This is a genomic window from Tsukamurella sp. II2bb, from assembly GCF_057815145.1.
The window spans coordinates 74,129-98,543 of record NZ_JBYPZI010000012.1 but is presented as its reverse complement, the minus strand read 5'-3'; the positions used below and the strand labels follow the sequence as shown (position 1 = coordinate 98,543).

Genomic DNA, 24,415 nt, shown 5'->3' with positions numbered 1-24,415 from the left:
GTAAAGTTACTGCCGAGTAAGATGGCTCGCCAGACCACAGCCCGGATCGGAGAACCGTGAAGCAGAACATCGCAGCGCAGACCCCGCTGCTCAACCCGCGTGACGTCGATTTCCTGCTCTACGAGTGGTTGCACGCGGAGGACCTGACCAAGCGCGAGGCCTTCGCGGACCACTCCAAGGAGACCTTCGACGCCGCGCTGGACCTGGCCGCCGACATCGCGGTGCAGAAGCTGTCGAACCACTACAAGGACGCCGACGCGAACGAGCCGACGATCCAGCCCGACGGCACCGCGAAGACGCTGCCCGCGACCAAGGCCGGGCTCGACGCGATCAACGAGGCCGGCTTCACCTTCGCCGAGCTGCCCGCCGAGGAGGGCGGCATCGGCCTGCCGTCGCTGGTCAGCAAGGCCGCGTTCGCGTGGATGCAGGCCGCGAACGTCTCCACCACCGTCTACTCGGGCCTCACGCTCGGCAACGGCAACGTCATCCGCTCCTTCGGCACCGACGAGCAGAAGCGCCTGTTCCTCGAGCCGATGATCGAGGGCCGGTTCACCGGCACCATGTGTCTCTCGGAGCCGGACGCGGGTTCGGCGCTGGCCGACATCAGTGCCAAGGCCGAGCGCCGCGAGGACGGCACCTACGCGATCACCGGCACCAAGATGTGGATCACCGGCGGCGACCACGAGATGACCGAGAACATCGTCCACCTCGTGCTGGCCAAGGTCCCCGGCGCGCCGGAGGGCGTCAAGGGCATCTCGCTGTTCATCGTGCCGAAGCACCTGGTCGTCTCCGGGCCGGACGGGGCGGTCACCGTCGGCGAGCGCAACGCCGTCAACCTGGTGAGCCTCAACCACAAGATGGGTAACAAGGGCACCACGAACTGCCTGCTCTCGCTCGACGGGGCGACGGGGTACCTGGTCGGCGAGGAGAACCGCGGCCTCGTGCAGATGTTCCAGATGATGAACGAGGCGCGCGTCGCCGTCGGCCTCGCGTCCTCCGCGATCGGCTACACCGGCTACCTGCAGTCCCTCGAATACGCCAAGACCCGCGTACAGGGCCGGCCGGTCACCGCTCCGACGGGGCCGCAGGTCCCGATCATCGAGCACCCCGACGTCCGGCGGATGCTGCTGGCGCAGAAGAGCTACGTCGAGGGCGGGCTCGCGCTCGCACTGTTCGGCGCGCGCCTCGTCGACGACGCCCACACGGCACCGTCGGAGGAGGAGCGGGCCGCGGCCGCGCAATTGCTGGACCTGCTGACCCCGATCATCAAGAGCTGGCCCAGCGAGTGGGCGACCCGCGCCAACGACTACGCCATCCAGATCCACGGCGGCTACGGCTACACCCGCGACTACAACGTCGAGCAGCTCTACCGGGACAACCGGCTCAACGCGATCCACGAGGGCGCCAAGGCGATCCACGGTCTGGACCTGCTGGGGCGCAAGGTCCCGCAGCACGGCGGCGCCGCGTTCGGGGCGCTGCTCGGCCGGATCGAGGCCACTGCGGCCCGGGCCTCGACGGTGCCCGAGCTCGCCCCGCACGCCGAGGCACTGCGGGCGGCGGCGCAGCGCGCCGTGGAGGTCACGATGACGCTCGGGGGGACGGGCGACCCGTCGCTGTCGCTGGCGAACGCCACCGCGTACCTGGACGGGCTGGGCCACGTCGTCGTCGCGTGGCTGTGGCTGGACCAGGCGCTGGCCACCGTCGCCGAGGACGGCACGGTGCGCGACGAGGCCTTCTACCGCGGCAAGCGCGCGGCCGCGCAGTACTTCTTCGTCTACGAGCTGCCCAAGGCGCACACCGAGTTCGACCTGCTGGCCAGGCTCGACCGCACCACGCTCGACCTGGACACCTCGGTTCTGTAGCCGCTGCATAGGCTGGGTGCATGGCAACCGCAGCGCAGTGGCTCGAAGGAGCCCGGCCCCGCACGCTCCCGAACGCGATCGCCCCGGTGATCGCGGGTACGGGGGCGGCGGCCTTCCTGTGCGGGGCGGTGTGGTGGAAGGCGCTGCTGGCGCTGGTGGTCTCGCTGGCGTTGATCATCGGCGTGAACTTCGCCAACGACTACTCCGACGGGATCCGCGGCACCGACGACGACCGAGTCGGGCCGCTGCGGCTCGTCGGGTCCGGGCTCGCCTCGCCCGCCGCGGTCAAGCGCGCGGCGTTCGCGTGCTTCGGGGTCGGCGGCGTCGCCGGCGTGGCGTTGTCGCTGACGTCGGCGCCGTGGCTGATCCTCGTGGGCGCGGTCTGCGTGGCCGGGGCCTGGTTCTACACCGGAGGCTCGAAGCCCTACGGCTACCTCGGCTTCGGCGAGGTGGCGGTCTTCGTCTTCTTCGGCCTGGTCGCGGTGCTGGGCACGCAGTTCGTACAGGCCGGGCGTATCGACGTCGCCGGCGTCCTCGCGGCGTGCGCGGTGGGCTCGTACAGTTCCGCCGTGCTCGTCGCCAACAACCTGCGCGACATCCCCACCGATCGCGAGTCCGGCAAGATCACCCTCGCCGTGCGGCTCGGAGATGCCCGCACGCGCGTCCTGTTCGCCGTCCTGGCCGGGGCCCCGACGGTGCTGGGCCTGGCTCTGGCGGCCGTGGCCACGCCGTGGGCGCTGCTCGCCCTGCTGTCCGCGCCGCTGGCGGTGCGCGCCGCACTCCCCGTGCTCCGCGGCGGCCAGGGCCCCGCACTGATCCCCGCCCTCGCCCAGACCGGCCTCGCCATGCTGGTCTGGTCCCTCGGCGCCGCGGTCGGGCTGTTCCTGGGGGCGTGACGGGCTTGGCCGACGAGGGCGATGTCCGGCTGACACTCTCGGCCGCGGTCGCAGAGGTGGTCGTCCACGATTTCAACGTGGTCCTCCGGTTCGACGACGAATCTCACCTGATGATCGAGGACCCGATCCACATCGACTCCGCGGACGGCGACCGCCGCAGCATCCAGGCAGAGGACATCGCGAATGACGGACCGTCCCTGATCGCTGCGCTCGAACCGCACCTGCGCGTGGGGCGCCCCGTCGAGGTACAGGTGTACGAGTCGGGTGAGATTCGGATCATCCCGGCCGGTGGCCGCACGGTTCTCCGATCCGGGCCCGGGACCCGATTCGAGGCGTGGCAACTGCACGTGGGCACCATGCTCATCGTGTCACTGCCCGACGGCGGCCTGATGCAGTTCGGGCCGTGAACGCCCCCTGAAATCCCGCCCTCTCGTCGAATCAGCCATGCGCGCCGCGCATGGCTCCAATAAACGCAGGTCAAGGCTAGTTTCGACGATCCGGGGCATGCGCCGCACGCATTGGCCACCATCGACGGCACCGTCACACTCGCATCAGGAAGGCGGCCATCTCGGCAGGTGGGTCCGGCCGGTGCAGCAGCTCTATCCGCTCGAGTCGCGTGACTCGGACCACGACGGTCTCCATGTCCGGGATCAGCGGGCCGCTGTTGCTGACCACGGCGAACGCGGTCTCGCCGGCGCGGACCGCCGCCACCGGATCCTCGACGACGACCGGTTCGACTGTGGGCTCGTTCTTGCGGTTCCACAGGACGACCGTGTCCTCAAGGCGGATGGGGATCGGTAGGTCTGCGCGGTGGGCGAGCTGGAGCATGGCGGGTCGGCCGGCACCGAGGGCGCGGAGCTCGTCGAACCCGCTGACGATGCGCTCGATCAGTGTGATCGCCGCTCGACCGCCCGTCGTCGGCTCCGCGCCGCGCGCCCCGCGGCGGAAGAGGGGGTAGCCGAGCATCTTCTCGGCGGCCGTGACGGACCTGGTGACGGTGGACTGCGCGACGCCGTGCACCCGCGCCGCCTCGGTGATGCTGTGCGTACGGGCGACCGTCGCCACCACCCGCAACCTCTCGATATCGGACATGTCGGGACGGTACCGCTGGGCACTGACAACTTTCGCGCGTCGGCGGGCTGGTGAGCCCGTTCGCGATCTGCCGAGGGGCGAGCGCGGCGGCGAGGTCAGTGGGCCATGCGCGACACGCATGGCCCGCACTCGGAAAAAACGCTCTGATCTGCGGAAACAGGAGCCATGCGTCGGACGCATGGCTTTTCGGAGCAGTCACGCCACCCGAAAATAGGCGCGGCCGCCCAGCAGCGCCCAGGGACCCGGACCCGGCGCCCTACTCCCGCCAGGTCCCGTCGGCCAGGAAGCGTTCGAGGGCGAGGGTGGGCGGGAGGAGGTCGAAACCCTTCGAGGCGACCCAGGCGTCGTCGAAGTAGGTGTCGAGGTAGCGGTCACCGTCGTCGGCGAGGAGGGTGACGACGCTGCCGGACCGTTCCGTCCGCACCATCTCCGCGATCACGCCGAAGGCGCCCCACAGATTGGTCCCCGTGGAGCCACCGACGCGGCGGCCGAGGAGCGACGAGGCGATGCGGGCCGCGGCGATCGAGCCGGCGTCGGGCACCCCCACCATCCGGTCGACGATCTCGGGGATGAACGAGGGCTCCACGCGCGGCCGGCCGATGCCCTCGATCCGCGAGGACTGCCCCGTCTCGACCGTGCAGTCGCCGGCCTCGAAACCGGGGAGGAAGCTCGAATTCTCGGGATCCACCACGCACAGCCGCGTCGCGTACCGGCGGTACCGGATGTAGCGGCCGATCGTCGCCGACGTGCCGCCCGTACCGGCCCCGACCACGATCCACGCGGGCTCGGGGTGCTCCTCCAGCGAGAGCTGGGAGAAGATCGACTCGGCGATGTTGTTGTTCCCCCGCCAGTCCGTGGCCCGCTCGGCGTGCGTGAACTGGTCCATGTAGTGCCCGCCCCGCTCGCGGGCGAGACGCGCGGCCTCGGTGTACACCTCGTCGGCGCGGTCCACGAAGTGACAGGTGCCGCCCTCGCGCTCGATGAGCGCCACCTTCGCGGGCGACGTGCTCTTCGTCATCACGGCGACGAAGGGCAGGCCCAGCAGCTTCGCGAAGTAGGCCTCGGAGACCGCCGTCGAGCCCGACGACGCCTCGATCACCGTGGTGCCCTCCCGCACCCACCCGTTGCACAGCGAGTACAGGAACAGGGACCGGGCCAGACGGTGCTTGAGGCTCCCGGTGATGTGCGTGGTCTCGTCCTTGAGGTACAGATCGATCCCCGCGCCGTCCGCACCGCCGGAGCCGGAAGCCCGCGCCCACTCCCCCAGCGGGAACCGCAGCAGGTGCGTGTCGGCGCTGCGCCGCGCGTCGGCCTCGATCAGCCGGACAGCGTTGTCGACCCACGATCGGTCCGCGGACCGATCGCAGACGACGGTCACTCGTCCACGCCCTGTAGCCGCCGGCGGAATTCGTTGCGCTTCTCCTTGCGGGCGGCGTCGATCACCGCGGCACTCTCGTTGACGCGGTTGCGCAGCTTCGTGCCCACCACCATCGACAGCGGCAGCGAGACCACGATGGCGAAGAGGACGACGGGAACCGGGGGCACCTCGTCGAGGAAGAGCGAGGCGATGCCGTACAGCACGGCGAAGACGGCGACGACAAGTCCCAGGCGGAACGCCGTATACAAAACAAGGGCGCGGGCGAGCGTCCGCTTAGCCGTACTCGTATCGGTCATGGCCACGATCTTACTCGCCGCCCGAAATGCGACTTTACCAATACTTGACATTCCGATAGATGTTCGAGTACTCGGGCAAATCACTGCATACTGGGCATCATGACCACGGCACACCCGAACCTCGCCCAGCGCGCAGCAGACCCGCGGGCCGCTGCTCCCCGTCAGCCCGAACGGCTCATGACCCCAGGCCAGGTGGCCGCTCTGTTCAACGTCAACCCCAAAACCGTCACCCGGTGGGCCGGTGCGGGCCTCCTCGGCTCCGTCCGCACCCCCGGCGGGCACCGTCGCTTCCGGGCCTCGGAAGTATTTGCTCTACTGAATCAGAACACCACCGCGTAGCACGGCGGCCGAGCGCTCTGCGCTCCTGCGCAGGCTCAGCCCGCGTAGGAGTGCAGTCCGCTCACCACGTAGTTGATGAAGAACAGATTGAAGACCATCGTCGCGAAGCCCAGCAGGTTCAGATAGGGCGCGGCCTTGCGCCAGACGGCGGTCGCCCGCGCGTGCAGGTACGCCGCGTAGATCACCCAGGACACGAACGACACCGTCTCCTTGGGGTCCCAGCCCCACGGCCGGCCCCACGCCGCCTCCGCCCAGATCGCGCCGCAGATGACCCCCGCACTGAACAACGGGAACGCGACGATCACCGTCCCGTAGGCCACGCGGTCGAGGACCTGCGCGGACGGCAGGGCCTCCACCAGCCGGCCCCCGAAGCCCGACGGTGCCGCCACGCTCCCGTCCGGCAGCTCGAAGCGGCGCCGAACCAGGTACAGCAGCGACGCCACGCCGGAGACCAGGAAGATGCCCGAGCCGATCGAGACGATCGAGACGTGGATCGCGAGCCAGTACGACTTCAGCGCCGGCACCACGGGCCCGGCGGTGGTGTACAGCACGCTCTCGGCCACGAACATCAGCATCAGCACCGGGACCAGCACGAAGACGAGGATCGGCCGGGTCTCGGACTTGCGCAGCATCACGACGGCGGCGAGCACCGCGCCCGCGCAGGTGATCGTGACGAACTCGTACATGTTGCCCCAGGGCATGCGTCCGGTGGCGATGCCGCGGGAGACGATCGACGCGACGTGCAGCAGCAGGCCCGCGATCACCACCGCGTAGCCCATCCGGCCGATCCGCTCGGAGCGCGAGATCCGCGGGCCGTCGTCGAGGATGACGCCGGGCGCCGAGTCGGTGGCGATCGGCGCGCCACCGGCGGCGACGAGCTCCCGCGTGCGATCCCGGGCCGCGGTCGCGCTCACCCGGGTGGTGGCGAGTTCCACCACCAGGAGGACGAGCGCGACGGCGTAGATCGCGGTGGCGCTGAGGAACATCGTCTCGGCGTACCCGGCGAGGGTGGTGTTGATCGTGGGTTCCATTACCGTGTCACTTTCTCCCGGTTTCCGCCCACGAGGCGGTCGGCCAGTGCTTCGAAGTCCTCGTTCCACCCCGCCTGATCGGTGCGGGCCAATCCGGCGATCTCCATCACGGTACCGCCGCCGTCCCGCGGGGTCAGCCGCACGAACACCCGCCGCCGCTTGACGGTGAGCGAGACGATGAGCCCGCCGAGCATGCCGATCGCGAAGATCAGCGTCCAGTTCTGCGCCGGGTTGTGGCTGACCTGCAGGGCCGCGAAGTTCGTCACCCCGTCGAAGCGCACCCGCGTGCCGTCCTCGAGGGTCGTGGACTGCCCGACGGTGAGGTTCACCCGCGCCTTCTTCTCCAGCCGCTTCGCGTCGATCTGATCGCGGCTGAGCGAGAAGATGTTCTGCGGCTTGCCGGTGTCGAGGCCGGTGTCGCCCTGGTAGATGTCGACCGCCACGGCCGGATCGTTCGGGGCGGGGAACCGCGAGGTGAGCAGCGTCCCGTCGAGCTGCTTGGTGGGCGCGAGCAGCCCCTCGATCCCGATCTGCTTGGTACGGCGCTCGTCCTCGGTGCGGTACAGGTCCGCCGGCGGGTCGAAGCGCAGCGCGCCCGAGGACAGGAAGTTGACCTTGTCCTGCGGCGCGAACTGCATGGTCTGCGTACGGACCGCACCGTTGGGGTAGGTCACCGAGAAGGTGCCGGCGTAGCCGTGGCCGAGCATGTAGACGCGCACGCCCTCCATCCGGAGCGGCTGGTTCACCTCGATGTCGTACTTCTTCCAGGTTCCGTCGCGCAGTCCGTCGCGGTCCTGGTAGGAGGCCAGGGTGCGGAACATGTCCGGCTGCTTGTTCGGCAGGAAGGTGGCCTGCACCTCGTCGGCCTTGAGGCAGAAGGGCGCGAGCCCGGTCCCGTCGACGAGGTTGCCCGCGCGGAAGTTGTCGTAGTTCGACGACGAGTTGCAGAAGCCCTCGTCGCCGGCGATCACGATCCGGGAGCCCTCGTAGGAGAACTGCTGGCCGACGCCGATCGCGACGAGGATGCCCAGTAGGGAGATGTGGAAGACCAGGTTCCCGGCCTCGCGCAGGTAGCCCTTCTCGGCGGAGACGGTGACGGTGGCGGCGCCATCAGTACCGGCCTCGGCGGCCGTTTCCACCCGGCTGATCCTGCGCCAGCCGCGGAGCGCCCCGAGAGCGGTCCGCGCGGCGGCGTCCGGTTCCTCGGCGGACTCGCGGACGGTGTGCCGGGGCAGGCGGGAGAGGTTGCGCGGCGTCGCGACGGGCGGGGTGCGCAGTGCCCGCAGGTGCTCGAAGACGCGCGGCACGATGCAGCCGACGAGCGAGACGAAGAGCAGCGCGTAGACGGCGGTGAACCACACCGACTTGAAGACGCCGAAGAGCTGCAGCTTGTCCATGAACTCGCCGAGCGTGCCGTGGTCGGCGATCCACGTGGCGGTCGCGGCGGAGTCCACGTCCCGCTGCGGCAGCAGAGCGCCGGGCATGGCCGCGACGGCGAGCAGGAAGAGCAGCACGAGCGCGGTCTTCATCGACGTCAGCGAGCGCCAGGCGTTGCGGACGGCGGCGATCGCGCGACGCGGGAGGGACTGTTTCACCGGAGTGGTCATCAGATCGGCATCACCGTGTCGGAGACGAACAGGCGGCGCACCAGGTCGATGAACTCGGCCCAGTAGCCGGTGACCAGCGCGAGGCCGACCGCGATCATCAGTACGCCGCCGGCGATCTGGATGCGCCGCGAGTTGCGGCGCAGCCACCCGACGGCGCGGACGGCCACCGTCGACCCGAGGGCCAGGACGATGAAGGGCAGCCCCAGCCCGGCGCAGTAGGCGACGATGAGGACGGCGCCGCGCGCCGGCTCCGCGTCGGTGCCGACGACGATCGACAGGATCCCGGCGAGCGTCGGCCCGATGCACGGCGTCCAGCCGAGGGCGAAGACGCCGCCGAGCAGCGGCGCGCCCGCGAGGGTGGTCCACTGCCGCGGCGCGAACCGGACGTCGCGCTCGAGTATCGGGACCAGGCCGATGAAGGCGAGGCCCATGACGATGGTGATCACGCCGCCGATCCGCATCAGCACGTCGGAGTTCAGCCGGATCGACGTGGCGAGCCCGAAGACCGACATCGTCATCAGCAGGAAGACGGCGGTGAAGCCGGCGACGAAGAGCATCGCCGCGCCCATCACGCGCCACCGTCCGGCGCGTGCGCCCGCGCGGGCCTCGTCGACGGTGGCGGCGGGCGCCTCGGCGCCGACGAGCCCGGCGAGGTACGACAGGTAGCCGGGGACGAGCGGCACGATGCACGGCGAGGCGAACGAGACGAGTCCCGCGAGCAGGCACGCGCCGAGCGCGAGTAGCAGCGGACCCGAGACGGCCGCGGCGGCGAAGGCCTCTCCCATCAGCCCTCCCCCAGGACCTTGTCGATCGTCGCGGTCAGTTCCTTCTCGCCGACGGTGGTGAGGTAGGAGGCGGCCACGCGGTGCTGCCGGTCGAGCACGAAGGTCATCGGCACGACGGTGGTCGGGTACTGCTCACCGATCGCGAGCAGGGTCTTCCCGGGCGGATCGTAGATCGACGGGTAGGTCAGCCCCTGCGAGCCGATGAAGTCCCGCGCGGCGTCGTCGCCGGCGGTCTCGCGCACGTTGATGCCGAGGAACTGCACGCCCCGGGCCTGGGTGGCGAGGAAGGTGCGTTCGAGCTCCGGGGACTCGAGGCGGCACGGCGCGCACCAGCTGCCCCAGACGTTGATGACGACGACCTTGCCGGCGTAATCGGAGAGCTTGATCGTGGTGTTCGGGTCGGTCACGCTGCGCCCGGACAGGTTCTCGACGGTGCTGCGCTGCCCGGGCTCGTAGAACTGCCGGACCTTGCCGCCGGGGGCGATGACGCCGCCCTTGGCGGACTGGTCGGAGAGCTGGACGCAGGCGGAGGCGCCGAACGCGACGGCGCCCACGACGAGGAGCGCGGCCGCGCGACGCGCGATCCTCACGCGCCGCGCACCAGCGGGTCGGTGGCGCCCGCCGGCTCGGAGTAGACGATCTCGACGAGGTCGTCGCCGTCGTAGACGAGGCTGGTCAGCGAGGCCAGGGAGCACTGGCGGTTGCGCGGGTCGTGCCAGAGCCGCTTGCCCTCGAGGTACCGGCGCAGCGTCACGACGGGGAGCTGGTGGCTCACCAGCACCGCCTCGTGGCCGCGCGCCCGCTCGCGGGCGATGTCGACGACGCCGACCATGCGGTGCGCGATCTGCAGGTAGGGCTCGCCCCACGAGGGGGTGAACGGGTCGCGGAGCTTGGGCCAGTGCTTGGGCTGGCGCAGGGCGCCGTCGCCGACGGCCACCTTGAGTCCCTCGAACTGATTGCCCGCCTCGATCAGTTCCTCGTCGGTGATGATCGACAGCCCGTGGGCGGCGGCGATCGGCGTCGCGGTCTCCTGGGCGCGCTGCAGCGGCGAGGCGAAGACGGCGGTGATGTCGTGATCGGCGAGCGCGTCGGCCACCGTCTGCGCCTGGGCCCGGCCCGTGTCCGACAGCCGGAACCCGGGCAGGCGGCCGTAGAGGATCCCGTCGGGGTTGTGCACCTCGCCGTGCCGCATCACGTGCACGATCGTCTGGGTCATCGTTTCTCCTCGTGACCGGCTACCGCGTCGCCGCGGCGGCCGCGCGGGCGGCGGCGGGAAGGGCCGCCTCGATGGCTGCGAAATCGTCGTCGCTCAGCGCGGCGGAGACGAACCACGCCTCGAAGGCGCTGGGCGGCGGGTAGATCCCCTGCTCGAGCAGGGCGTGGAAGAAGGGTGCGAAGCGGAAGGTCTCGGCGGCCTTGGCCTGCGCGTAATCCGTGACGGCCCCGTCGGCGAAGAAGACCGAGACGAGGTTGCCCGCGTACTGGACGTGGTGCCGCACGCCCTCCGCGGTGAGCGCGTCGCCGATCAGCCCGCCGAGGCGGATCGAGTTGGCGTTGAGCTTGGCGTAGACCTCGTCGGTCGCGCTGCGCAGCGTCGCGAGGCCCGCGGCCACGGCGACGGGGTTCCCGGAGAGGGTTCCGGCCTGGTAGACGGGGCCGAGCGGGGCGAGATGCCCCATGACCTCGGCCGAGCCGCCGAAGGCCGCGGCGGGCAGCCCGCCGGACATGACCTTGCCGAAGGTGAACAGGTCGGCGTCGACGGGATCGAGGCCGTACCAGCCGGCCTTGCTGACCCGGAAGCCGGTCATGACCTCGTCGAGGATGAGGAGGGCACCGTCGGCCCTGGTGATCTCGCGCAGGCCCTCGTTGAACCCGGGGAGCGGCGGGACGGCGCCCATGTTCCCGGCGGCGGCCTCGGTGATGACGGCCGCGATCTGCCCCGGGTACTGCGCGAAGGCCTCGCGGACGGCGTCGAGGTCGTTGTACGGCAGGACGACGGTGTCGGCCGCCTGCGCGCCCGTCACGCCGGGGCTCGTGGGCAGGCCCAGGGTGGCGACGCCCGAGCCGGCGTCGGCGAGCAGGGCGTCGACGTGGCCGTGGTAGCAGCCGGCGAACTTGACGATCTTGGTCCGGCCGGTGACGCCGCGGGCCAGGCGCACGGCGCTCATGGTGGCCTCGGTGCCGGAGTTGACCAGGCGGACGCGCTCGACGGGCGCGACGCGGGCGATGATCTCCTCGGCGAGCGCGACCTCGGCCTCGGTGGGGGCGCCGAAGCTCAGGCCGGTGGTGGCGGCGCGCTGCACGGCCTCGACCACGGCGGGGTGCGCGTGGCCGAGGATCATGGGGCCCCAGCTGGAGACGAGGTCGACGTAGGTCTTGCCGTCGGCGTCGACGAGTTGCGAGCCCGCGGCGCTGACGATGAACCGGGGCGTGCCGCCCACGGCCGAGAAGGCACGGACCGGAGAGTTCACCCCGCCGGGGATGGAGCGGGCGGCGCGCTCGAAGAGGGCCGCGCTGGCCGGAGCCGCACTGTCGGTACCGAGGGCAAGGGAGGAACTCACGACCTCCAGTGTCCCTCACGGAGGCAAATCGTCAACTACAGGGTGTAGGAGAACTACCCGAACCGGGCCGGCGCGGAGAAGTCGCGTTCCTTCTCCCGGGCCATGCGCGACGCGCATGGCCCGGAGACATGCAGTTCACAGGCGGATTCGGAGGCCCGAGCCATGCGCCCCGCGCATGCCATCGCGAGGGGCGTGTCGATTACCGCGCGAGCGCCGCGCTTCTCGCCTCGTGGACCTCAGCGACCTGAGCGGCGCGCGACGGGCTCCAGCACCACCCGTCGACACTGCGACCACACGGCTCATATCCCGCACCGAGCAGCCCGAATCACCCTCTATAGTGGAACAGGTTCCACCCTGGGGCCACATCGCGCACGGGTAGGAGCTACGGCCATGGAACGACTCAGCGGGCTGGACGCCTCCTTCCTGTACCTCGAGTCCCGGTCCCAGCTGATGCACGTGAGCGGCATCCTCGAGCTGGACCCCGGCACCGTCGAAGGCGGCTACCGCTTCGAGGACCTGCGGGGCGAGCTGGCGCGGCGGATCACGGCCATGCCCGCCTTCCGCCGCAAGCTGCACGACTCCGTGGTCAACCTGGACCACCCGGTGTGGGTGGAGGACGAGTCCTTCGACATCGAGGCGCACGTGCACCGCATCGCGGTGCCCGCGCCGGGCGGCGAGCAGGAGCTCGCGGAGCTGTGCGCGCACATCGCCGGGCAGGCCCTGGACCGCAGCAAGCCGCTGTGGGAGATGTGGGTCATCGAGGGGCTGGCAGCGAAACCGGACCCGCTCGCTCCGCTCCCGGCGTCCACCGGGCGGATCGCGGTCATGATGCGCATGCACCACGCCGGCGTCGACGGCGTGACCGGCGCCGGCTTGATGGCGCAGCTGTGCTCGCTCACCCCCGAACCGCCGGCGCTGGACCCCGCGATGGTCGGCAGGTCCACGGGCGGGGCGCCGCTGCTCGCGCTCGCCGCCGACGGTGCGAAGAACCTCCTGCTCCGGCCGCTGTCGCTGGTCTCGCTGCTGCCGCGCACGCTGCCCGTGCCCGTCCGGTGGTGGGCCCGCGCGCGGCGCGGCGCGGCGATGCCGGCCCCGTTCAGCGCTCCCCGGACCTCGCTGAACAGCTCGATCACCGGGCACCGTTCGATCGCCTTCGCCTCGGTACCGCTGGCGGACGTCAAGAGGATCAAGGACCACTTCGGCGTCAAGGTCAACGACGTGGTGCTGGCGGCCTGCTCCGGCGCGATGCGCGAGTTCCTGCACGACCGCGGTGAGCTCCCCGAACAGCCGCTGGTCGCGATGATCCCGGTCTCCGTGCACGAGGCGGAGATCGGCGCGACGCTGGTCGAGGGCTCGAACAAGGTCACGGGCATGTTCACCCGGATGACCACCGACGTCGACGGCCCCGTCGAACGCCTGGAGGCGATCCGGGAGCGCGTGGCGACGAGCAAGGAGCACCACGGCGAACTCGACGACAACCTGCTGCGCTCGTGGGCGCAGTTCGCACCCGCGGCGATCATGCAGGCGGGCGCCCGGATCTACGGCGACAGGAACCTGCCCGAGCTGCACCCGGTGATCTACAACCTGGTGATCTCCAACGTCCCGGGCCCCGATTTCCCGCTGTACTTCCTGGGCGCGCGGATCCACGCGATGTACCCGCTGGGGCCGGTCTTCCACGGCGCGGGCCTCAACGTGACCGTCTTCTCGCAGGAGGGCACACTGAACATCGGTGTGATCGCCTGCAAGAAGCAGGTGCCGGACCCGTGGCCGATCGTGCGCGCCTTCGAGCGCGATATCGCGGCGCTGGTCGCGGCGGTGGACGAGGAGAGCGAACAGTCATGACCGACGGCCCCCGGGTGCGGATCGACAGCGGCGAGATCGTCGGCCGCGATCAGGGAACGGTGCACGCCTTCCGCGGGATCCCCTACGCGCAGCCGCCCGTCGGCCCGCTGCGCTACCGGGCGCCGCAACCCGTGGAGCCCTGGGCCGGGGCCCGCACGGCGACGGAGTTCAGCGCGGCCTCGCCGCAGAACAAGAAGTACACGCTGGTCGGTTTCCGCGAGTACCAACCGACCAGCGAGGACTCCCTCACCCTCAACGTGACCGCTCCGGCGGGACCGGCGGCAGCGCCGCGCCCGGTGATGGTGTTCATCCACGGCGGCGCCTACCTCATGGGCAGCTCGGCGACGCCCCTGTACTACGGCACCTCGCTGGTCGAGCGCGGCGACGTCGTCTTCGTCTCGATCAACTACCGGCTGGGCGCCCTGGGATACCTCGACCTGACGGACTTCTCCACGGACGAACGGCCGATCGACGGCAACCTGGGCCTGCGCGATCAGGTCGCCGCGCTGGAGTGGGTGCAGCGCAACATCTCCGTCTTCGGCGGCGACCCGGGCAATGTCACCGTCTTCGGCGAGAGCGCGGGCGGCAACGCCGTCACGACGCTCCTCGCGACGCCCGCGGCGCGCGGGCTGTTCCACCGCGCCATCGCGCAGAGCTCGGCCCCCGGCCTCACCGTCGACGCGGTCACCGCGCGGGGCTGGGGCAAGCGCTTCGTGGAGATCCTCGGCGGGCCGGAGCAGATCGACGCGGCCACTTCGGAAGACCTGGGCCGCGCCGGGAACCGCCTCATGGGCGAGCTGAACCGGGAGCAGCTCGGGGTGGTCCCGTACGGCCCCACGGTCGACGGTGACTACCTCCCGGAGGACCCGGAGGTCGCGATCGCGGCCGGACGGGGCGCACAGGTACCGCTCATCATCGGCACGAACCGCGCCGAGGCCACGCTGTTCACGAAGATGCCGGGCATGGGCAAGCCCTCGGCGGAGCGGGCCGCGCACACCCTCGGCGCGACGCCGGAGCGGTTCGCGCCGCTCGCCGAGCAGTACCCCGGCTTCCCCGACACCGGTGCGCTGAACCGGATCATCGGCGACTACATGTTCTGGGCCCCGTCGCTGCGGATCGCGCACGCGCACAGCAGGCACGCGCCCACGTACTTCTACCGCTACGACTTCGCCCCGAAAACGCTGGACCTGCTGGGCTACGGCGCGACGCACGCCTCCGAGCTGATGGCGGTCTTCGGCGTGTACCACGGCAGGACGGGGTGGGTCCTCGGCGCCCTCGGGGACCGCCGAGTGGCCATGCGCGTCTCGGACGGGATGCAGCGCGACTGGATCACGTTCGCGCGCACCGGCCGTCCCGCGAGCGAATGGCCGACCTACAACGGCACCTCCCGCGCCACGCTGGTGATCGACGACAGCAACCGCATCGTCTACGACCCCTCCCCCGAGATCCGCAGGGCCTGGGAGGAGTTCACGTCCGCAGCAGCCGGATGACCGCGTCGGCGCGGGTCTCGGGCAGCCGGGCGTAGGAGAGCAGCAGCGCGGTGTCGGCGACGTCGCCCTCGGTCAGCGCGTATTCGGCGACGGTCGCGACCCGAAAGCCGTTGCGTGCCAGGTTCTCGACCGCGCAGCGCAGCGCGGCGGCGGAGCCGAGGTCGACGGTCAGGTGCAGCCCGGCGTCGGCGCCGAGCACCGTCGCCGCCGGCAGGTGCCGGCTCAGCGCCCTCCGGACCGCGGTGCGGCGCGCGCCGTAGGTGCGTGCCGCCCGGGCGACGTGCGCATCCCACGCGCCGGTTCCCAGGAAGTGGGCGAGCATCGCGGCTGCGGCACCGTCGACCCCGGTACTCGATCCGTGCCCGGCGTTCGGGACGCTGCGCGCGGCCTCGGGCACTGCGGCCCAGGCGATCCGGAGCTGCGGGCTGAGCGCCTTCGACGCGGTACCGAGGTAGACGACGTGGTCGGGGGCGAGGGTCTGCAGCGCGGGCAGCGGCGCCACGTCGAAGGAGAACTCGCCGTCGTAATCGTCCTCGATGACGAGGCCGCCTGTGGCGCGAGCCCAGTCGACCAGGTCGAGCCTGCGCTGCATCGACATCCGCACGCCCGTCGGATACTGGTGCGCGGGTGTGACGTAGACGAGGCACCGCCGGTGCGGCAGCCCGGCGACGACCATCCCCTCGTGGTCCACGGGCACGCCGATGAGCTCGTTCCCGGTGGCGCGGAAGGCGTCGAAGGCTCGCCGGTAGCCCGGTGTCTCGACCGCGACGGGCGCGTCGAACCAGGTGGCGATCGCGGCCAGCGCCGGGTTGACGCCGGGGAACAGGCGCAGGTCGTCCGGCGCGGCCCGGACGGCGCGCCGGCGGCGCAGGTGCACGGCCAGTTCCTCCTGCAGCGCTGCGATGTTCGGCGCCGCGGACGCCGCGGGCGGGAGCGCCGTGGCGTGCCGCCAGGAGCGGCGCCACCGCCGCTGGTCGATGAGGTGCACATCGGGAACGCCGGGTTCCAGGCCCACGGCGCCGGTGTCCGACGGTGGCTCCTCCCGCCGCGACGGCACGGACGTCGCGAGCATCGCACGGGCGAGGCGGTCCGTGCCGTCGGCGATCCGGGTTCCGCTGCCGGGCACGGGAATCGTCGCCCCCATCGCCGCCAGGGTGTCGTAGGCGGTGACCACGGTGCTGCGCGCGATGCCCAGTCCGGCGGCGAGCGCGCGGGTGGAGGGGAGCCGGTCCCCGGGGTGCAGGGCGCCGCGGTCGAGCCCCGCGAGGACGGCGTCGACGATGCCGGAGCTCGACAGGGACGCGTCCGCGGGCGCGAGCGCGGCCCAGAAGTCGGGGAGGTGAGCGGGCGGGCGGGGCACCTCGCCAGAATAGTGGTTCTCAGATCGCGCACGTTCTGGATCTTCCGATACTCCGGTATCGATCCGAGAATGGTCTGCATGGACAAGCTCACCCGATACCCCGAGCGCGGCGGAGACCGGCGCCTGCTCGACGAGATCCTCGACGAGGGCGTGGTCGCCGTGCTGTCGACGGTGGCCGACGGCCTCCCCTGGTCGATCCCGATCGCCTACGCGCGCGTCGGAGAGCGGATCGTGCTGCACGGCTCGACGGGTGCCGGCGCGCTGCGGCACGTCGCCGCCGGCGCGCCGGTCACGCTGACGGTGACCCACGTCGACGGCCTCGTCGTGGCCGACACCGCCTTCGACCATTCGATGAACTACCGGTCGGCCGTGCTCCGCGGCGTCCTGGACGGCGGCGGCACCGACGCCGAGGAACTACTCGACGGCTTCCTCGACGCGCTGCTACCGGGGCGGAGCACGGAACTGCGCGCGAACACCCGCAAGGAGCTCGCCGCGACGGCCGTCCTCACGCTGACGATCACCGACGACAACTGGATCGTCAAGTCCCGCACCGGCGGAGCCGCGACGAGCGAGGGCGGCTGGTCGGGTGTACTGCCGCTACGCAAGGGCTACGCCCGCGTGGAGCCCACGCCGGGCCGGGACCTGCCGGTGCCCGATTCGGTGCTCGCGGTGCTCCGCGCGAGCGGAGCGGAGGCTCCCTGCGCGTCGTGCTCGTGATTCCCGCAACGGAACCGGCAGGAATCGCCCGTGCTGGGTACGGTTGAGGCCATGAGTGCTCCGACCTCGCAGGCATCGTCGCCCGAACTGACCGCAGCGCTGCGCGCCATTCTCGACGGACGCTGGGCCGCCACGCGGGACGTGGTCCGCGAGCAGATCCAGGACGGCGCGGTGGTGCCGAAGGCCGGGCTGAGCCTGGACGAGTACCGCGAGCTGATGCTCGAGCAGATGAAGGCCATGGTGCCGCTCGGCTTCCCCGCCGACGGCTTCAAGGCCGAACACGGCGGTACGGGTGACGTGGGCGCCGCGGTCACGGCGATCGAGACCCTCGGCTACGGCGATCTCTCGCTGATGGTCAAGGCGGGCGTCCAGTGGGGACTGTTCGGCGGAGCGGTGGAGAACCTGGGCACCGAGTACCACCACGAGACCTACGTGCGCGGCCTCATCGACCTGGACGTGCTCGGCTGTTTCGCGATGACGGAGACGGGCCACGGCTCCAACGTGCAGGAACTGGAGACCACGGCCACGTACCTGCCGGAGACCGGTGAGTTCGAGATCCACTCCCCCACGTCGAGCGCCCGCAAGGACTACATCGGCGGCGCCGGCGCGCACGCGCGCTGGGCCGCGGTCTTCGCCCAGCTCATCACCGGCGGCCCGGGCGAGGAGCCCACGGCCCGCGGTGTGCACTGCTTCGTCGTGCCGATCCGGGACGAGAACGGCGACGACCTGCCCGGCGTCACCACCTCCGACTGCGGTTACAAGGGCGGCCTGCCCGGCGTGGACAACGGCCGCATCGTCTTCGATCACGTGCGGATCCCCCGGCGCGAGCTGCTGAACCGCTACGCGGAGGTCGCGGAGGACGGAACCTATTCCAGCCCCATCGATTCCGACAACAAGCGGTTCTTCACGATGCTGGGCACACTGATCCGCGGCCGGGTCACCGTCGGCGCCGCGGCGGGCGCGGCCGGCCGCCTCGGCATCACCCTGGCCACCAAGTACGCACTGGTGCGCCGGCAGTTCGACGCCCCGGGCGGCGAGAACGAGCTGCTCCTGCTGGACTACCGCACGCACCAGCGCCGCCTGCTGCCGCTCGTGGCTCGCGCCTACGCGTTCGCGATCGCCCAGAACGAGCTCACGGCCGAGCTGCACGAGCTGCAGACCGGCGATCCCGACGCCGTCGATCCCGACTACGCCCGCGAGATCGAGGGCAAGGCCGCCGCGATCAAGGCCGGGCACACCCGTCTCGCCTCCGACGCGATCAGCGCGGCCCGCGAGGCCTGCGGCGGCGCCGGCTACCTCTCGGAGAACCGGCTTCCGCTGCTGCGCGGCGACATCGACGTCTTCACCACCTTCGAGGGCGACAACCTCGTGCTCACGCAGCTGGTCGCCAAGGAGCAGCTGACCGCCTACGCCGCCGACGTGCAGGGCCTCGACGCGGTGGGCTGGGTGCGCTTCGTCGCCGAGATGGCCCGCGACGTGGTGCTGGAGAAGACCGCCGCGCGTCAGGTGGTGCAGACGCTGCTCGACGACTCGAACGAGGACACCGAGGAGAGCGACCTCACCCACCCGGGCACGCAGCTGCGGCTGCTCCGGAACCGCGAGGATCACCTGCTGCGCACCGCCGCGGCACGGATGCGGCGCGCGAAGGACGAGGACGCCGACCCGCTCGAGGTCTTCACCGAGACCCAGGACCACCTGGTCAAGGTGGGCGAGGCGCACATCGAGCGGATCGTGCTCGAGGCCTTCGTCGACGTGATCACCGACGTCACCGACCGCCCGACCCGCGACGCGCTCAAGCTCATGCGCAACCTGTACGTCTACTCGCTGCTCGAACGCGACCTGGGCTGGTACCTGATGCACCGCCACGTCTCGGTCGAGCGCGCCAAGGCCATCCGCCGCGGTGTCAACGAGCTGTGCGGCAAGGCGCGCCCGATCGCCGAATCGCTGGTCGACGCCTTCGGCATCCCCGCCGTCGCGCTGGACGTGCCGATGCTGGATCCGGCCAACAGCGTCGCCGTCCGGTAACCATGACCGAGCCGCGACCGTCCGATGCCGACCCCGAGCACATCACGCTGAGCCGGCCCGCCGCAGCGCGCCCCGACTACGGCCCCCCGAGCCGGAACCGCCCCGATATCAAGGCCGCCATGTACTGGTTCCGGCAGCTCGAGGATCTGCCCGATGCCGACCGATGGCTGATCGACACCGTCCGCGCGGACGAGCTCGTCCTCGGCGCCTTCGAGGTCTGGCGCGACAACGCCGAGGGCTGGCAGCCGCTGCTGGTCACCGACCGGCGGCTGCTCTACGCGACACCCAAGCCCACGCCCCGTGTTCTGGAACTCCCCCTGTCCGTGTTCATCCGGATCGAGGAGGGAGAGACGAACGACCCCGGCCACGTGCGCGCCAACCTGGTCGATCGCACGGGGCGCTACCACGTGTGGCTCCGGAGCAGGGTCTCCTTCCACCGCTTCTTCCAGACGGTCGACGGTGCCCGTACCTACGGCCGGTACGCCGTGGCACCGTCGCCGGAACCGGTTCGGGGCCAGGGCATCGCGCAGGAGGTCGAGCGGTACACGGAGCTGCGGGCGCGGATCGAGGCCGGCACCGTTCCCGAGGCCGAGGTGCCCACCCTGATCGCCGGGGTGTTCGGCGCGGCGCCGCCCGGAGCCGCCCACTGACGGCCGGTCCGTCGCGCTACGGCTGCAGGGTCACTCGGCGCCACGGCCCGGTGTCGGCCTCCAGGAGGAAGTGCACCTCCGCCGCGACCTTCGCGTCCTCGGACGCGACCTCGGTGACATCGTCCATCGCCAGCCAGAACGCCCGCCCGGTCAGCAGCCCGTCGGCGAAGGTCTCCCAGCCGCGATACTCCGCCTGCGCCCTGCGGAGCGCGGCGGCGAGCAGCTGCCAGGCCTCGGCCTCGTCGATGTAACCCGCGGTGTACCCGCACCGCACCACACCGGGGATGCGGGCGAGGTCCCAGGCCCGCACGTGCCGGGGCAGGTCGGGCTCCGTCAGCCTGGTGAGCAGGCGCATCGCGATCAACCGATAGATCGCCTCGTGCGCGCTCAGCACGACCCGCGGATCCTGGCCGATCACCGATGAACGCACGGAGAGGAACCGCCGGTGGTCCTCGATCGTGAGCGGCGAGTCCATCGGCTTGCCGTCGCGCTTCGCGACGCCGAGCTTCGCCGCCAGCGGGAAGACCGTCTCGTACAGGCCGGAGTGCATGCCGTCCAGCAGCTTCCCGACGGTGCGGCGCAGCTCCGGTGCGTCCTCGATGCCCCAGCTCTTGCGCAGTTCCGCCGCGGCGTACTCCGGGGGCGGCGGCCCGTCGTGCACGGTGCACTCCCACCGCAGCGCGTCCACCGGGCGCCGGCAACCGCGTAGCTGGTAGCCGCCGAGCGCGAGCGCGCGCAGGCGATCCTCGTCGACCTCCGTGCCGGTCCAATGGAAGTCCGACTTCCGGTCACCGTTGGGCCAGAGGGTCACCTCGGGTCGTTCGGTCATGATCTCACCCTAGCGGGCCCACCTGTGCGGCCGGGGTGCGCGCATCGGCGCCGCGGGACCAGCCGAGGATCACGGCGAGCAGCAAACCGATGGGCCCGAACGTCGACAGCTGCGCGAGGTACTCGAGGTTCTCCGCGTGATCGGCGAGGCCGTCGTACAGCGGTCGGCCCGGGCCCGACGTCGCCATCGAACCGACCTTCTGCGCCGCGAGCGCGGCCTCGTGGCCGTCCTGCGCCGGCGTGCCGATCAGGATCACCGCCGTCGATCCCGCCAGGACGACGAGATGGAGCAGGTGGCCGTGGTGGCGGCGCCAGGTTCCGGCGGTGCCAGTGACGACGATCGCGCTGACGATCGCCAGGACCGCCAACAGCACTGCGGCCACGACGCAGTCGGCGGAAATCGCCATACTGACGGTCCTACTGCCGCTGCCGGTGGTGAACACCAGCTGGTCGTATTCGTTGCGCGTGCCGTACGCCTCGATGGCCTGCAGCTCGTGGTGCACGACGGCGAGCGAACCCCAACCGGCGAGGAGTGCGAGCCCGGCCACCAGCACCGGCCCGCCCCAACGCCGCAGCCCCGTCTCGGCACCGTTGGGCACGCGGATCGCCGGGATCAGCATCGCCGCCGAGACGGCGACGACAAGTGCGATCAGTCCGGCCGCCGTGCTGTAGTGGGACCACCACCGGCTCAGCAACGCCCCGCACGCGAGCGCGACCACGAGGAAGACCCCCAGCCCGATCCGGAGTCCACGAATGCTCTCGTAGCGCATCTGCGGCCCGAACGAGACGCGACGAGCCAAGGGCACGAACGTGATTCCCAGTGCGACGAAGCACGCGATGGGCACCAGCGCCGCGACGACCGATGACCGACCGTCCATGATCACCCCCTAGGCTCTTCGGACGCTACACGAAACGCCTTGACCGAGGGGCGAACACGGGGACAACGACAACCCACAGAGCGGATTACCAACCAACGGAACGACTTCGATTGCGCTCCGTGGGCGTCGTCACGCCGACTCCAGTGCGGTGCTACAGCGGCAGCAGGATGTTCTTCACCCGCGGATCGGTGCGCAGGAACTCCTGCACCGCGGGATCCTTGAACGCCGCGACCAGGTTCTTGATGTTCTCGGTGTCCTTCCACCGCGTGCCGATGGTCAGCTGGCCCGCGAACTCGTCGGGCGCGGGCGGGGCGAAGATCTCCTTCGAGATCGGGACGCCCGCGGCGAGGTAGTACTCGGTATAACCTACAGCCGCATCGAGATCCGGCAGGGCGCGGGTCTGGGCGGCGAAGTCGAGCAGCGTGAACTGCAGGTTCTTCGGGTTGGTCGCGATGTCCTTGACCGTGGCCTGCCACTTGTTCACGCCCGGCTTGAGCGTGATCAGACCGGCCCGCTCGAGGAACCACAGGCCCTGGGCCTCGTTCGCCGGATCGGAGTACAGCGAGACCTTGGCGTTCTGCGGCAGCTGCTTCGGATCGGTGTACTTGTCGGAGAACAGGCCGAAGCCCCACCGGAAGACGGGCGTCGCGGCCTCCTCGCGGAAGTCCGGATTCGCCTGCAGCACTTGCCCGAGCCACAGCTTGTGCTGGTAGACGGTGGCGGCCACCTCACCCTCGCTGACGGCGCGGTTGATCGTGGTGGAGTCCGCGAGGCCCTTGAAGGCGACCTTGATGCCGTGCTTCGGGGCGACGTCCTTCGCCACGAACTCGATCAGTGCCTGTTCGGCGGCGTTGCCCTCGGTGGTGGCGACCAGCAGCGTCGCACCCGCGGTCTCATTGGCGGTCTTGGTATCCGAGCCGCCGAAGGCGCGCCAGCCGATCAAGCCACCGATCACGAGGACGGCGAGGATCACCGCCCCGATGACGAGCGGACGGCGCGAGCCGCGGGTGGTGAAGCCGTGGTCGTCGCCGGTGGGAGGTGCGTCGGGCGTAGGAGTGTCGATATCGCTCATGCGAGAGCCTTTCGGAGAACGGTCTGTTCGGGAGTGAGGTGCCGCACCAGGGCGTCGCCGGCGAGCTGGATCGCGGTGACGACGACGATGAGGACGGCGATCGTGGCGATCATGACGCCGTGGTCGAAGCGCTGATAGCCGTAGGTGACGGCGACGTAACCGAGCCCACCGGCGCCGATGGTCCCGGCGATCGTGGAGTACTCGATCATGGCGATGGTGTTGATGGTCAGGCCGCCGACGATGCCCGGCAGCGCCTCGGGGATCTGTGCGCCCCAGATGATCTGGGCGGTGGACCCGCCGGATGCCTTCGCAACGGTCACCACCTCGGGCGGCAGCGCCCGCAGGCTGTTCTCGACGATCCGGGCGAAGAAGGCGATGCCCGCGATGGACATCGGCACCACCGCGGCGGCGATCCCGATGTTCGTCCCGGTGAGGAGCCGGGTGAACGGGATGATCGCCGTCATGAGCACGAGGAAGGGCAGCGAGCGACCGACGCTGATCACCCAGGTGAGAGGTCGATGCAAGGCGGGTCTCGCGAGGAGCCCACCCGGCGCGAGATTGTGCACCAGAGCACCCAGCGGCACCCCCACGACGAGCACGATCACCATGACGAGGCCGACCATGATCACCGTGTCGCGCAGCGCGGGCAGCACCAGATCGGGAATCTCACCCAGGGGAACCGTGATCCCCGAGGCCAGGTAGGTCATGCCGCCACCGCCTCGCGCTCCGTGGCGTCGGGCCGCAGCCCCAGTGCACGCGCGACGCCCAGGACGCGGGGCAGGTCACCGTCGTCGATCCCGACGGTGACCGTCCCGACCGTGACGCCACCGACCGCCTGGACGGACGCGGACAGCAGCGCGACGGCGGCACCGGTCTCGAGCGTGACCCGGCTGAGCCAGTCGGCGGGGACGCGCGTGTCGTAGGTCAGGCGCACCGTCGTCTGGCCCGACGGTGCCGCCGCCGCCGGCCCGGCGGACCGGAGTGCCTGTCCGAGCACCGATCCGGGATCGGTCAGCAGATCGACGAGCACGCCCTGTTCGGCGAGGACGCCGTGGTCGAGCCGGGCCGCGCTGTCCGCGACGCGGACGATGGTGTCCATCTCGTGGGTGATGAGCACCACGGCGAGGCCCAGCTCGTCGCGGACGTCCCGCAGCAGGTCGAGGTACTGCGCGGTGGCGTCCGGGTCGAGACCCGACGTGGCCTCGTCGGAGAGGAGGACCTTGGGGCGCAGCGCCAGTGCGCGGGCGATGCCGACGCGCTGCCGCTGGCCGCCGGAGAGCTGATGCGGGTAGTGACCGGCCTTGTCCGCCAGGCCGACCCGGTCGAGCAGCTCCGCCACCCGCGCCCGCGTCTGTGCCTTCGTCACGCCCAGGTACTCGAGCGGCAGGGCCACGTTCTCCGCGGCCGTGCGCCGGCGCAGCAGGCTCGAGGACTGGAAGACGGTGCCGATCCGGCGGCGGGCCGCCCGCAATTGCCCCTCCGGCAGCGCCGTGAGGTCCTGTCCGCCGATCACGACGGTGCCGCTGGTCGGTCGTTCGAGCAGGTTCAGGCACTGCGCGAGTGTCGATTTACCCGCGCCGCTGGGTCCGACGACGGCGAAGATCTCGCCCGCCGCCACCGTGAAGCCCACGTCCCGCAGCACGTGCGCCGCACCGGGACCGGCGCCGTAGGTCTTGGTGAGGCCCTGCACCTCGATCATCTGTCCT

The 24,415-nt window shown here is 70.9% G+C and carries 24 protein-coding genes; 9 read left to right on the top strand and 15 right to left on the bottom strand.

Going from position 1 to position 24,415, the window contains the following annotated elements:
• Window positions 1-56 precede the first annotated feature (56 nt).
• The 3 genes from AC21LY_RS22130 to AC21LY_RS22120 are packed head-to-tail and all read left to right on the top strand — an operon-like array spanning window position 57 to window position 3,165.
• On the top strand, window positions 57-1,862 hold the full coding sequence (locus AC21LY_RS22130; RefSeq protein WP_489048732.1) for an acyl-CoA dehydrogenase: 1,806 nt from the start codon (window positions 57-59) through the stop codon (window positions 1,860-1,862).
• A 20-nt stretch (window positions 1,863-1,882) separates the two neighbouring features.
• Complete coding sequence (locus tag AC21LY_RS22125; protein ID WP_489048731.1) at window positions 1,883-2,758, top strand: 1,4-dihydroxy-2-naphthoate polyprenyltransferase; 876 nt, start codon at window positions 1,883-1,885, stop codon at window positions 2,756-2,758.
• The gene (locus AC21LY_RS22120; RefSeq protein ID WP_489048730.1) at window positions 2,755-3,165 is read left to right on the top strand and encodes a DUF6188 family protein; all 411 of its coding nucleotides are present in this window, start codon (window positions 2,755-2,757) and stop codon (window positions 3,163-3,165) included. Before AC21LY_RS22125 ends, AC21LY_RS22120 begins: the two co-directional genes overlap by 4 nt.
• A 133-nt stretch (window positions 3,166-3,298) precedes the next feature.
• Here AC21LY_RS22120 and AC21LY_RS22115 read toward each other — a convergent pair whose 3' ends face one another.
• From AC21LY_RS22115 to AC21LY_RS22105, 3 genes are all read right to left on the bottom strand, one after another.
• Entirely contained in the window at window positions 3,299-3,850 is a 552-nt protein-coding gene (locus tag AC21LY_RS22115) for a LysR family transcriptional regulator (RefSeq protein ID WP_489048729.1), read from the bottom strand.
• A 256-nt stretch (window positions 3,851-4,106) separates the two neighbouring features.
• Entirely contained in the window at window positions 4,107-5,228 is a 1,122-nt protein-coding gene (cds1, locus tag AC21LY_RS22110; RefSeq protein ID WP_489048728.1) for an L-cysteine desulfhydrase Cds1, read from the bottom strand.
• Window positions 5,225-5,524 (bottom strand): DUF4229 domain-containing protein, encoded by a 300-nt coding sequence (locus AC21LY_RS22105; RefSeq protein WP_489048727.1) that lies wholly within the window; start codon window positions 5,522-5,524, stop codon window positions 5,225-5,227. The genes cds1 and AC21LY_RS22105 overlap by 4 nt, the downstream gene beginning before the upstream one ends.
• 177 nt (window positions 5,525-5,701) lie before the next feature.
• On the opposite strand from AC21LY_RS22105, the gene AC21LY_RS22100 reads away from it, so the two are divergent.
• Window positions 5,702-5,863 carry a BldC family transcriptional regulator gene (locus AC21LY_RS22100; protein ID WP_074850913.1) on the top strand — a complete coding sequence of 54 codons (162 nt, stop codon included), beginning with the start codon at window positions 5,702-5,704 and terminating at the stop codon, window positions 5,861-5,863.
• 35 nt (window positions 5,864-5,898) lie between these two features.
• On the opposite strand, the gene ccsB is transcribed toward AC21LY_RS22100, so the two are convergent.
• From ccsB to hemL, 6 genes are read right to left on the bottom strand one after another with little or no spacing between them, the layout of a single operon-like run.
• Window positions 5,899-6,894: a c-type cytochrome biogenesis protein CcsB gene (gene ccsB, locus AC21LY_RS22095; protein WP_489048726.1), complete on the bottom strand. Its 996-nt coding sequence runs from the start codon at window positions 6,892-6,894 to the stop codon at window positions 5,899-5,901.
• Window positions 6,894-8,501, bottom strand: coding sequence for a cytochrome c biogenesis protein ResB (gene resB / locus AC21LY_RS22090; RefSeq protein ID WP_489048725.1), 1,608 nt, complete (start codon window positions 8,499-8,501; stop codon window positions 6,894-6,896). The genes ccsB and resB overlap by 1 nt, the downstream gene beginning before the upstream one ends.
• Entirely contained in the window at window positions 8,501-9,286 is a 786-nt protein-coding gene (locus AC21LY_RS22085) for a cytochrome c biogenesis CcdA family protein (RefSeq protein WP_489048724.1), read from the bottom strand. The genes resB and AC21LY_RS22085 overlap by 1 nt, the downstream gene beginning before the upstream one ends.
• On the bottom strand, window positions 9,286-9,876 hold the full coding sequence (locus tag AC21LY_RS22080; RefSeq protein WP_489048723.1) for a TlpA family protein disulfide reductase: 591 nt from the start codon (window positions 9,874-9,876) through the stop codon (window positions 9,286-9,288). The genes AC21LY_RS22085 and AC21LY_RS22080 overlap by 1 nt, the downstream gene beginning before the upstream one ends.
• Window positions 9,873-10,502 carry a histidine phosphatase family protein gene (locus AC21LY_RS22075; RefSeq protein WP_489048722.1) on the bottom strand — a complete coding sequence of 210 codons (630 nt, stop codon included), beginning with the start codon at window positions 10,500-10,502 and terminating at the stop codon, window positions 9,873-9,875. Before AC21LY_RS22075 ends, AC21LY_RS22080 begins: the two co-directional genes overlap by 4 nt.
• A 19-nt stretch (window positions 10,503-10,521) precedes the next feature.
• On the bottom strand, window positions 10,522-11,847 hold the full coding sequence (hemL, locus tag AC21LY_RS22070; protein WP_489048721.1) for a glutamate-1-semialdehyde 2,1-aminomutase: 1,326 nt from the start codon (window positions 11,845-11,847) through the stop codon (window positions 10,522-10,524).
• Window positions 11,848-12,237: 390 nt separating this feature from the next.
• Here hemL and AC21LY_RS22065 point away from each other — a divergent pair, with 390 nt between their 5' ends.
• Together AC21LY_RS22065 and AC21LY_RS22060 are read left to right on the top strand one after the other, a co-directional pair.
• Window positions 12,238-13,689 carry a WS/DGAT/MGAT family O-acyltransferase gene (locus AC21LY_RS22065; protein ID WP_489048720.1) on the top strand — a complete coding sequence of 484 codons (1,452 nt, stop codon included), beginning with the start codon at window positions 12,238-12,240 and terminating at the stop codon, window positions 13,687-13,689.
• Window positions 13,686-15,179 carry a carboxylesterase/lipase family protein gene (locus tag AC21LY_RS22060; protein ID WP_489048719.1) on the top strand — a complete coding sequence of 498 codons (1,494 nt, stop codon included), beginning with the start codon at window positions 13,686-13,688 and terminating at the stop codon, window positions 15,177-15,179. Before AC21LY_RS22065 ends, AC21LY_RS22060 begins: the two co-directional genes overlap by 4 nt.
• Here the strand turns inward: AC21LY_RS22060 and AC21LY_RS22055 are convergent.
• The gene (locus tag AC21LY_RS22055) at window positions 15,157-16,539 is read right to left on the bottom strand and encodes an aminotransferase-like domain-containing protein (protein ID WP_489048718.1); all 1,383 of its coding nucleotides are present in this window, start codon (window positions 16,537-16,539) and stop codon (window positions 15,157-15,159) included. The two genes, AC21LY_RS22060 and AC21LY_RS22055, sit on opposite strands and share 23 nt — an antisense overlap.
• A 78-nt stretch (window positions 16,540-16,617) precedes the next feature.
• Here AC21LY_RS22055 and AC21LY_RS22050 point away from each other — a divergent pair, with 78 nt between their 5' ends.
• From AC21LY_RS22050 to AC21LY_RS22040, 3 genes are read left to right on the top strand one after another with little or no spacing between them, the layout of a single operon-like run.
• A complete protein-coding gene (locus AC21LY_RS22050) occupies window positions 16,618-17,256 on the top strand; it encodes a pyridoxamine 5'-phosphate oxidase family protein (RefSeq protein WP_489048717.1) in 639 nt (212 codons plus the stop codon).
• A 51-nt stretch (window positions 17,257-17,307) separates the two neighbouring features.
• Window positions 17,308-19,281, top strand: a complete 1,974-nt coding sequence (locus AC21LY_RS22045) for an acyl-CoA dehydrogenase family protein (RefSeq protein ID WP_489048716.1) — start codon at window positions 17,308-17,310, stop codon at window positions 19,279-19,281.
• Window positions 19,282-19,283: 2 nt separating this feature from the next.
• Entirely contained in the window at window positions 19,284-19,931 is a 648-nt protein-coding gene (locus tag AC21LY_RS22040) for a hypothetical protein (protein ID WP_489048715.1), read from the top strand.
• A gap of 16 nt (window positions 19,932-19,947) precedes the next feature.
• Here the strand turns inward: AC21LY_RS22040 and AC21LY_RS22035 are convergent, their stop codons facing one another.
• From AC21LY_RS22035 to AC21LY_RS22015, 5 genes are all read right to left on the bottom strand, one after another.
• Window positions 19,948-20,760, bottom strand: a complete 813-nt coding sequence (locus AC21LY_RS22035; protein ID WP_489048714.1) for a DUF1266 domain-containing protein — start codon at window positions 20,758-20,760, stop codon at window positions 19,948-19,950.
• Between the two features lie 4 nt (window positions 20,761-20,764).
• Window positions 20,765-21,637, bottom strand: coding sequence for a hypothetical protein (locus AC21LY_RS22030; RefSeq protein ID WP_489048713.1), 873 nt, complete (start codon window positions 21,635-21,637; stop codon window positions 20,765-20,767).
• 151 nt (window positions 21,638-21,788) lie between these two features.
• The gene (locus AC21LY_RS22025; protein ID WP_489048712.1) at window positions 21,789-22,709 is read right to left on the bottom strand and encodes a MetQ/NlpA family ABC transporter substrate-binding protein; all 921 of its coding nucleotides are present in this window, start codon (window positions 22,707-22,709) and stop codon (window positions 21,789-21,791) included.
• Window positions 22,706-23,416 (bottom strand): methionine ABC transporter permease, encoded by a 711-nt coding sequence (locus AC21LY_RS22020; protein ID WP_489048711.1) that lies wholly within the window; start codon window positions 23,414-23,416, stop codon window positions 22,706-22,708. Before AC21LY_RS22020 ends, AC21LY_RS22025 begins: the two co-directional genes overlap by 4 nt.
• On the bottom strand, window positions 23,413-24,408 hold the full coding sequence (locus AC21LY_RS22015; RefSeq protein WP_489048710.1) for a methionine ABC transporter ATP-binding protein: 996 nt from the start codon (window positions 24,406-24,408) through the stop codon (window positions 23,413-23,415). The genes AC21LY_RS22020 and AC21LY_RS22015 overlap by 4 nt, the downstream gene beginning before the upstream one ends.
• Between the last annotated feature and the right edge of the window lie 7 nt (window positions 24,409-24,415).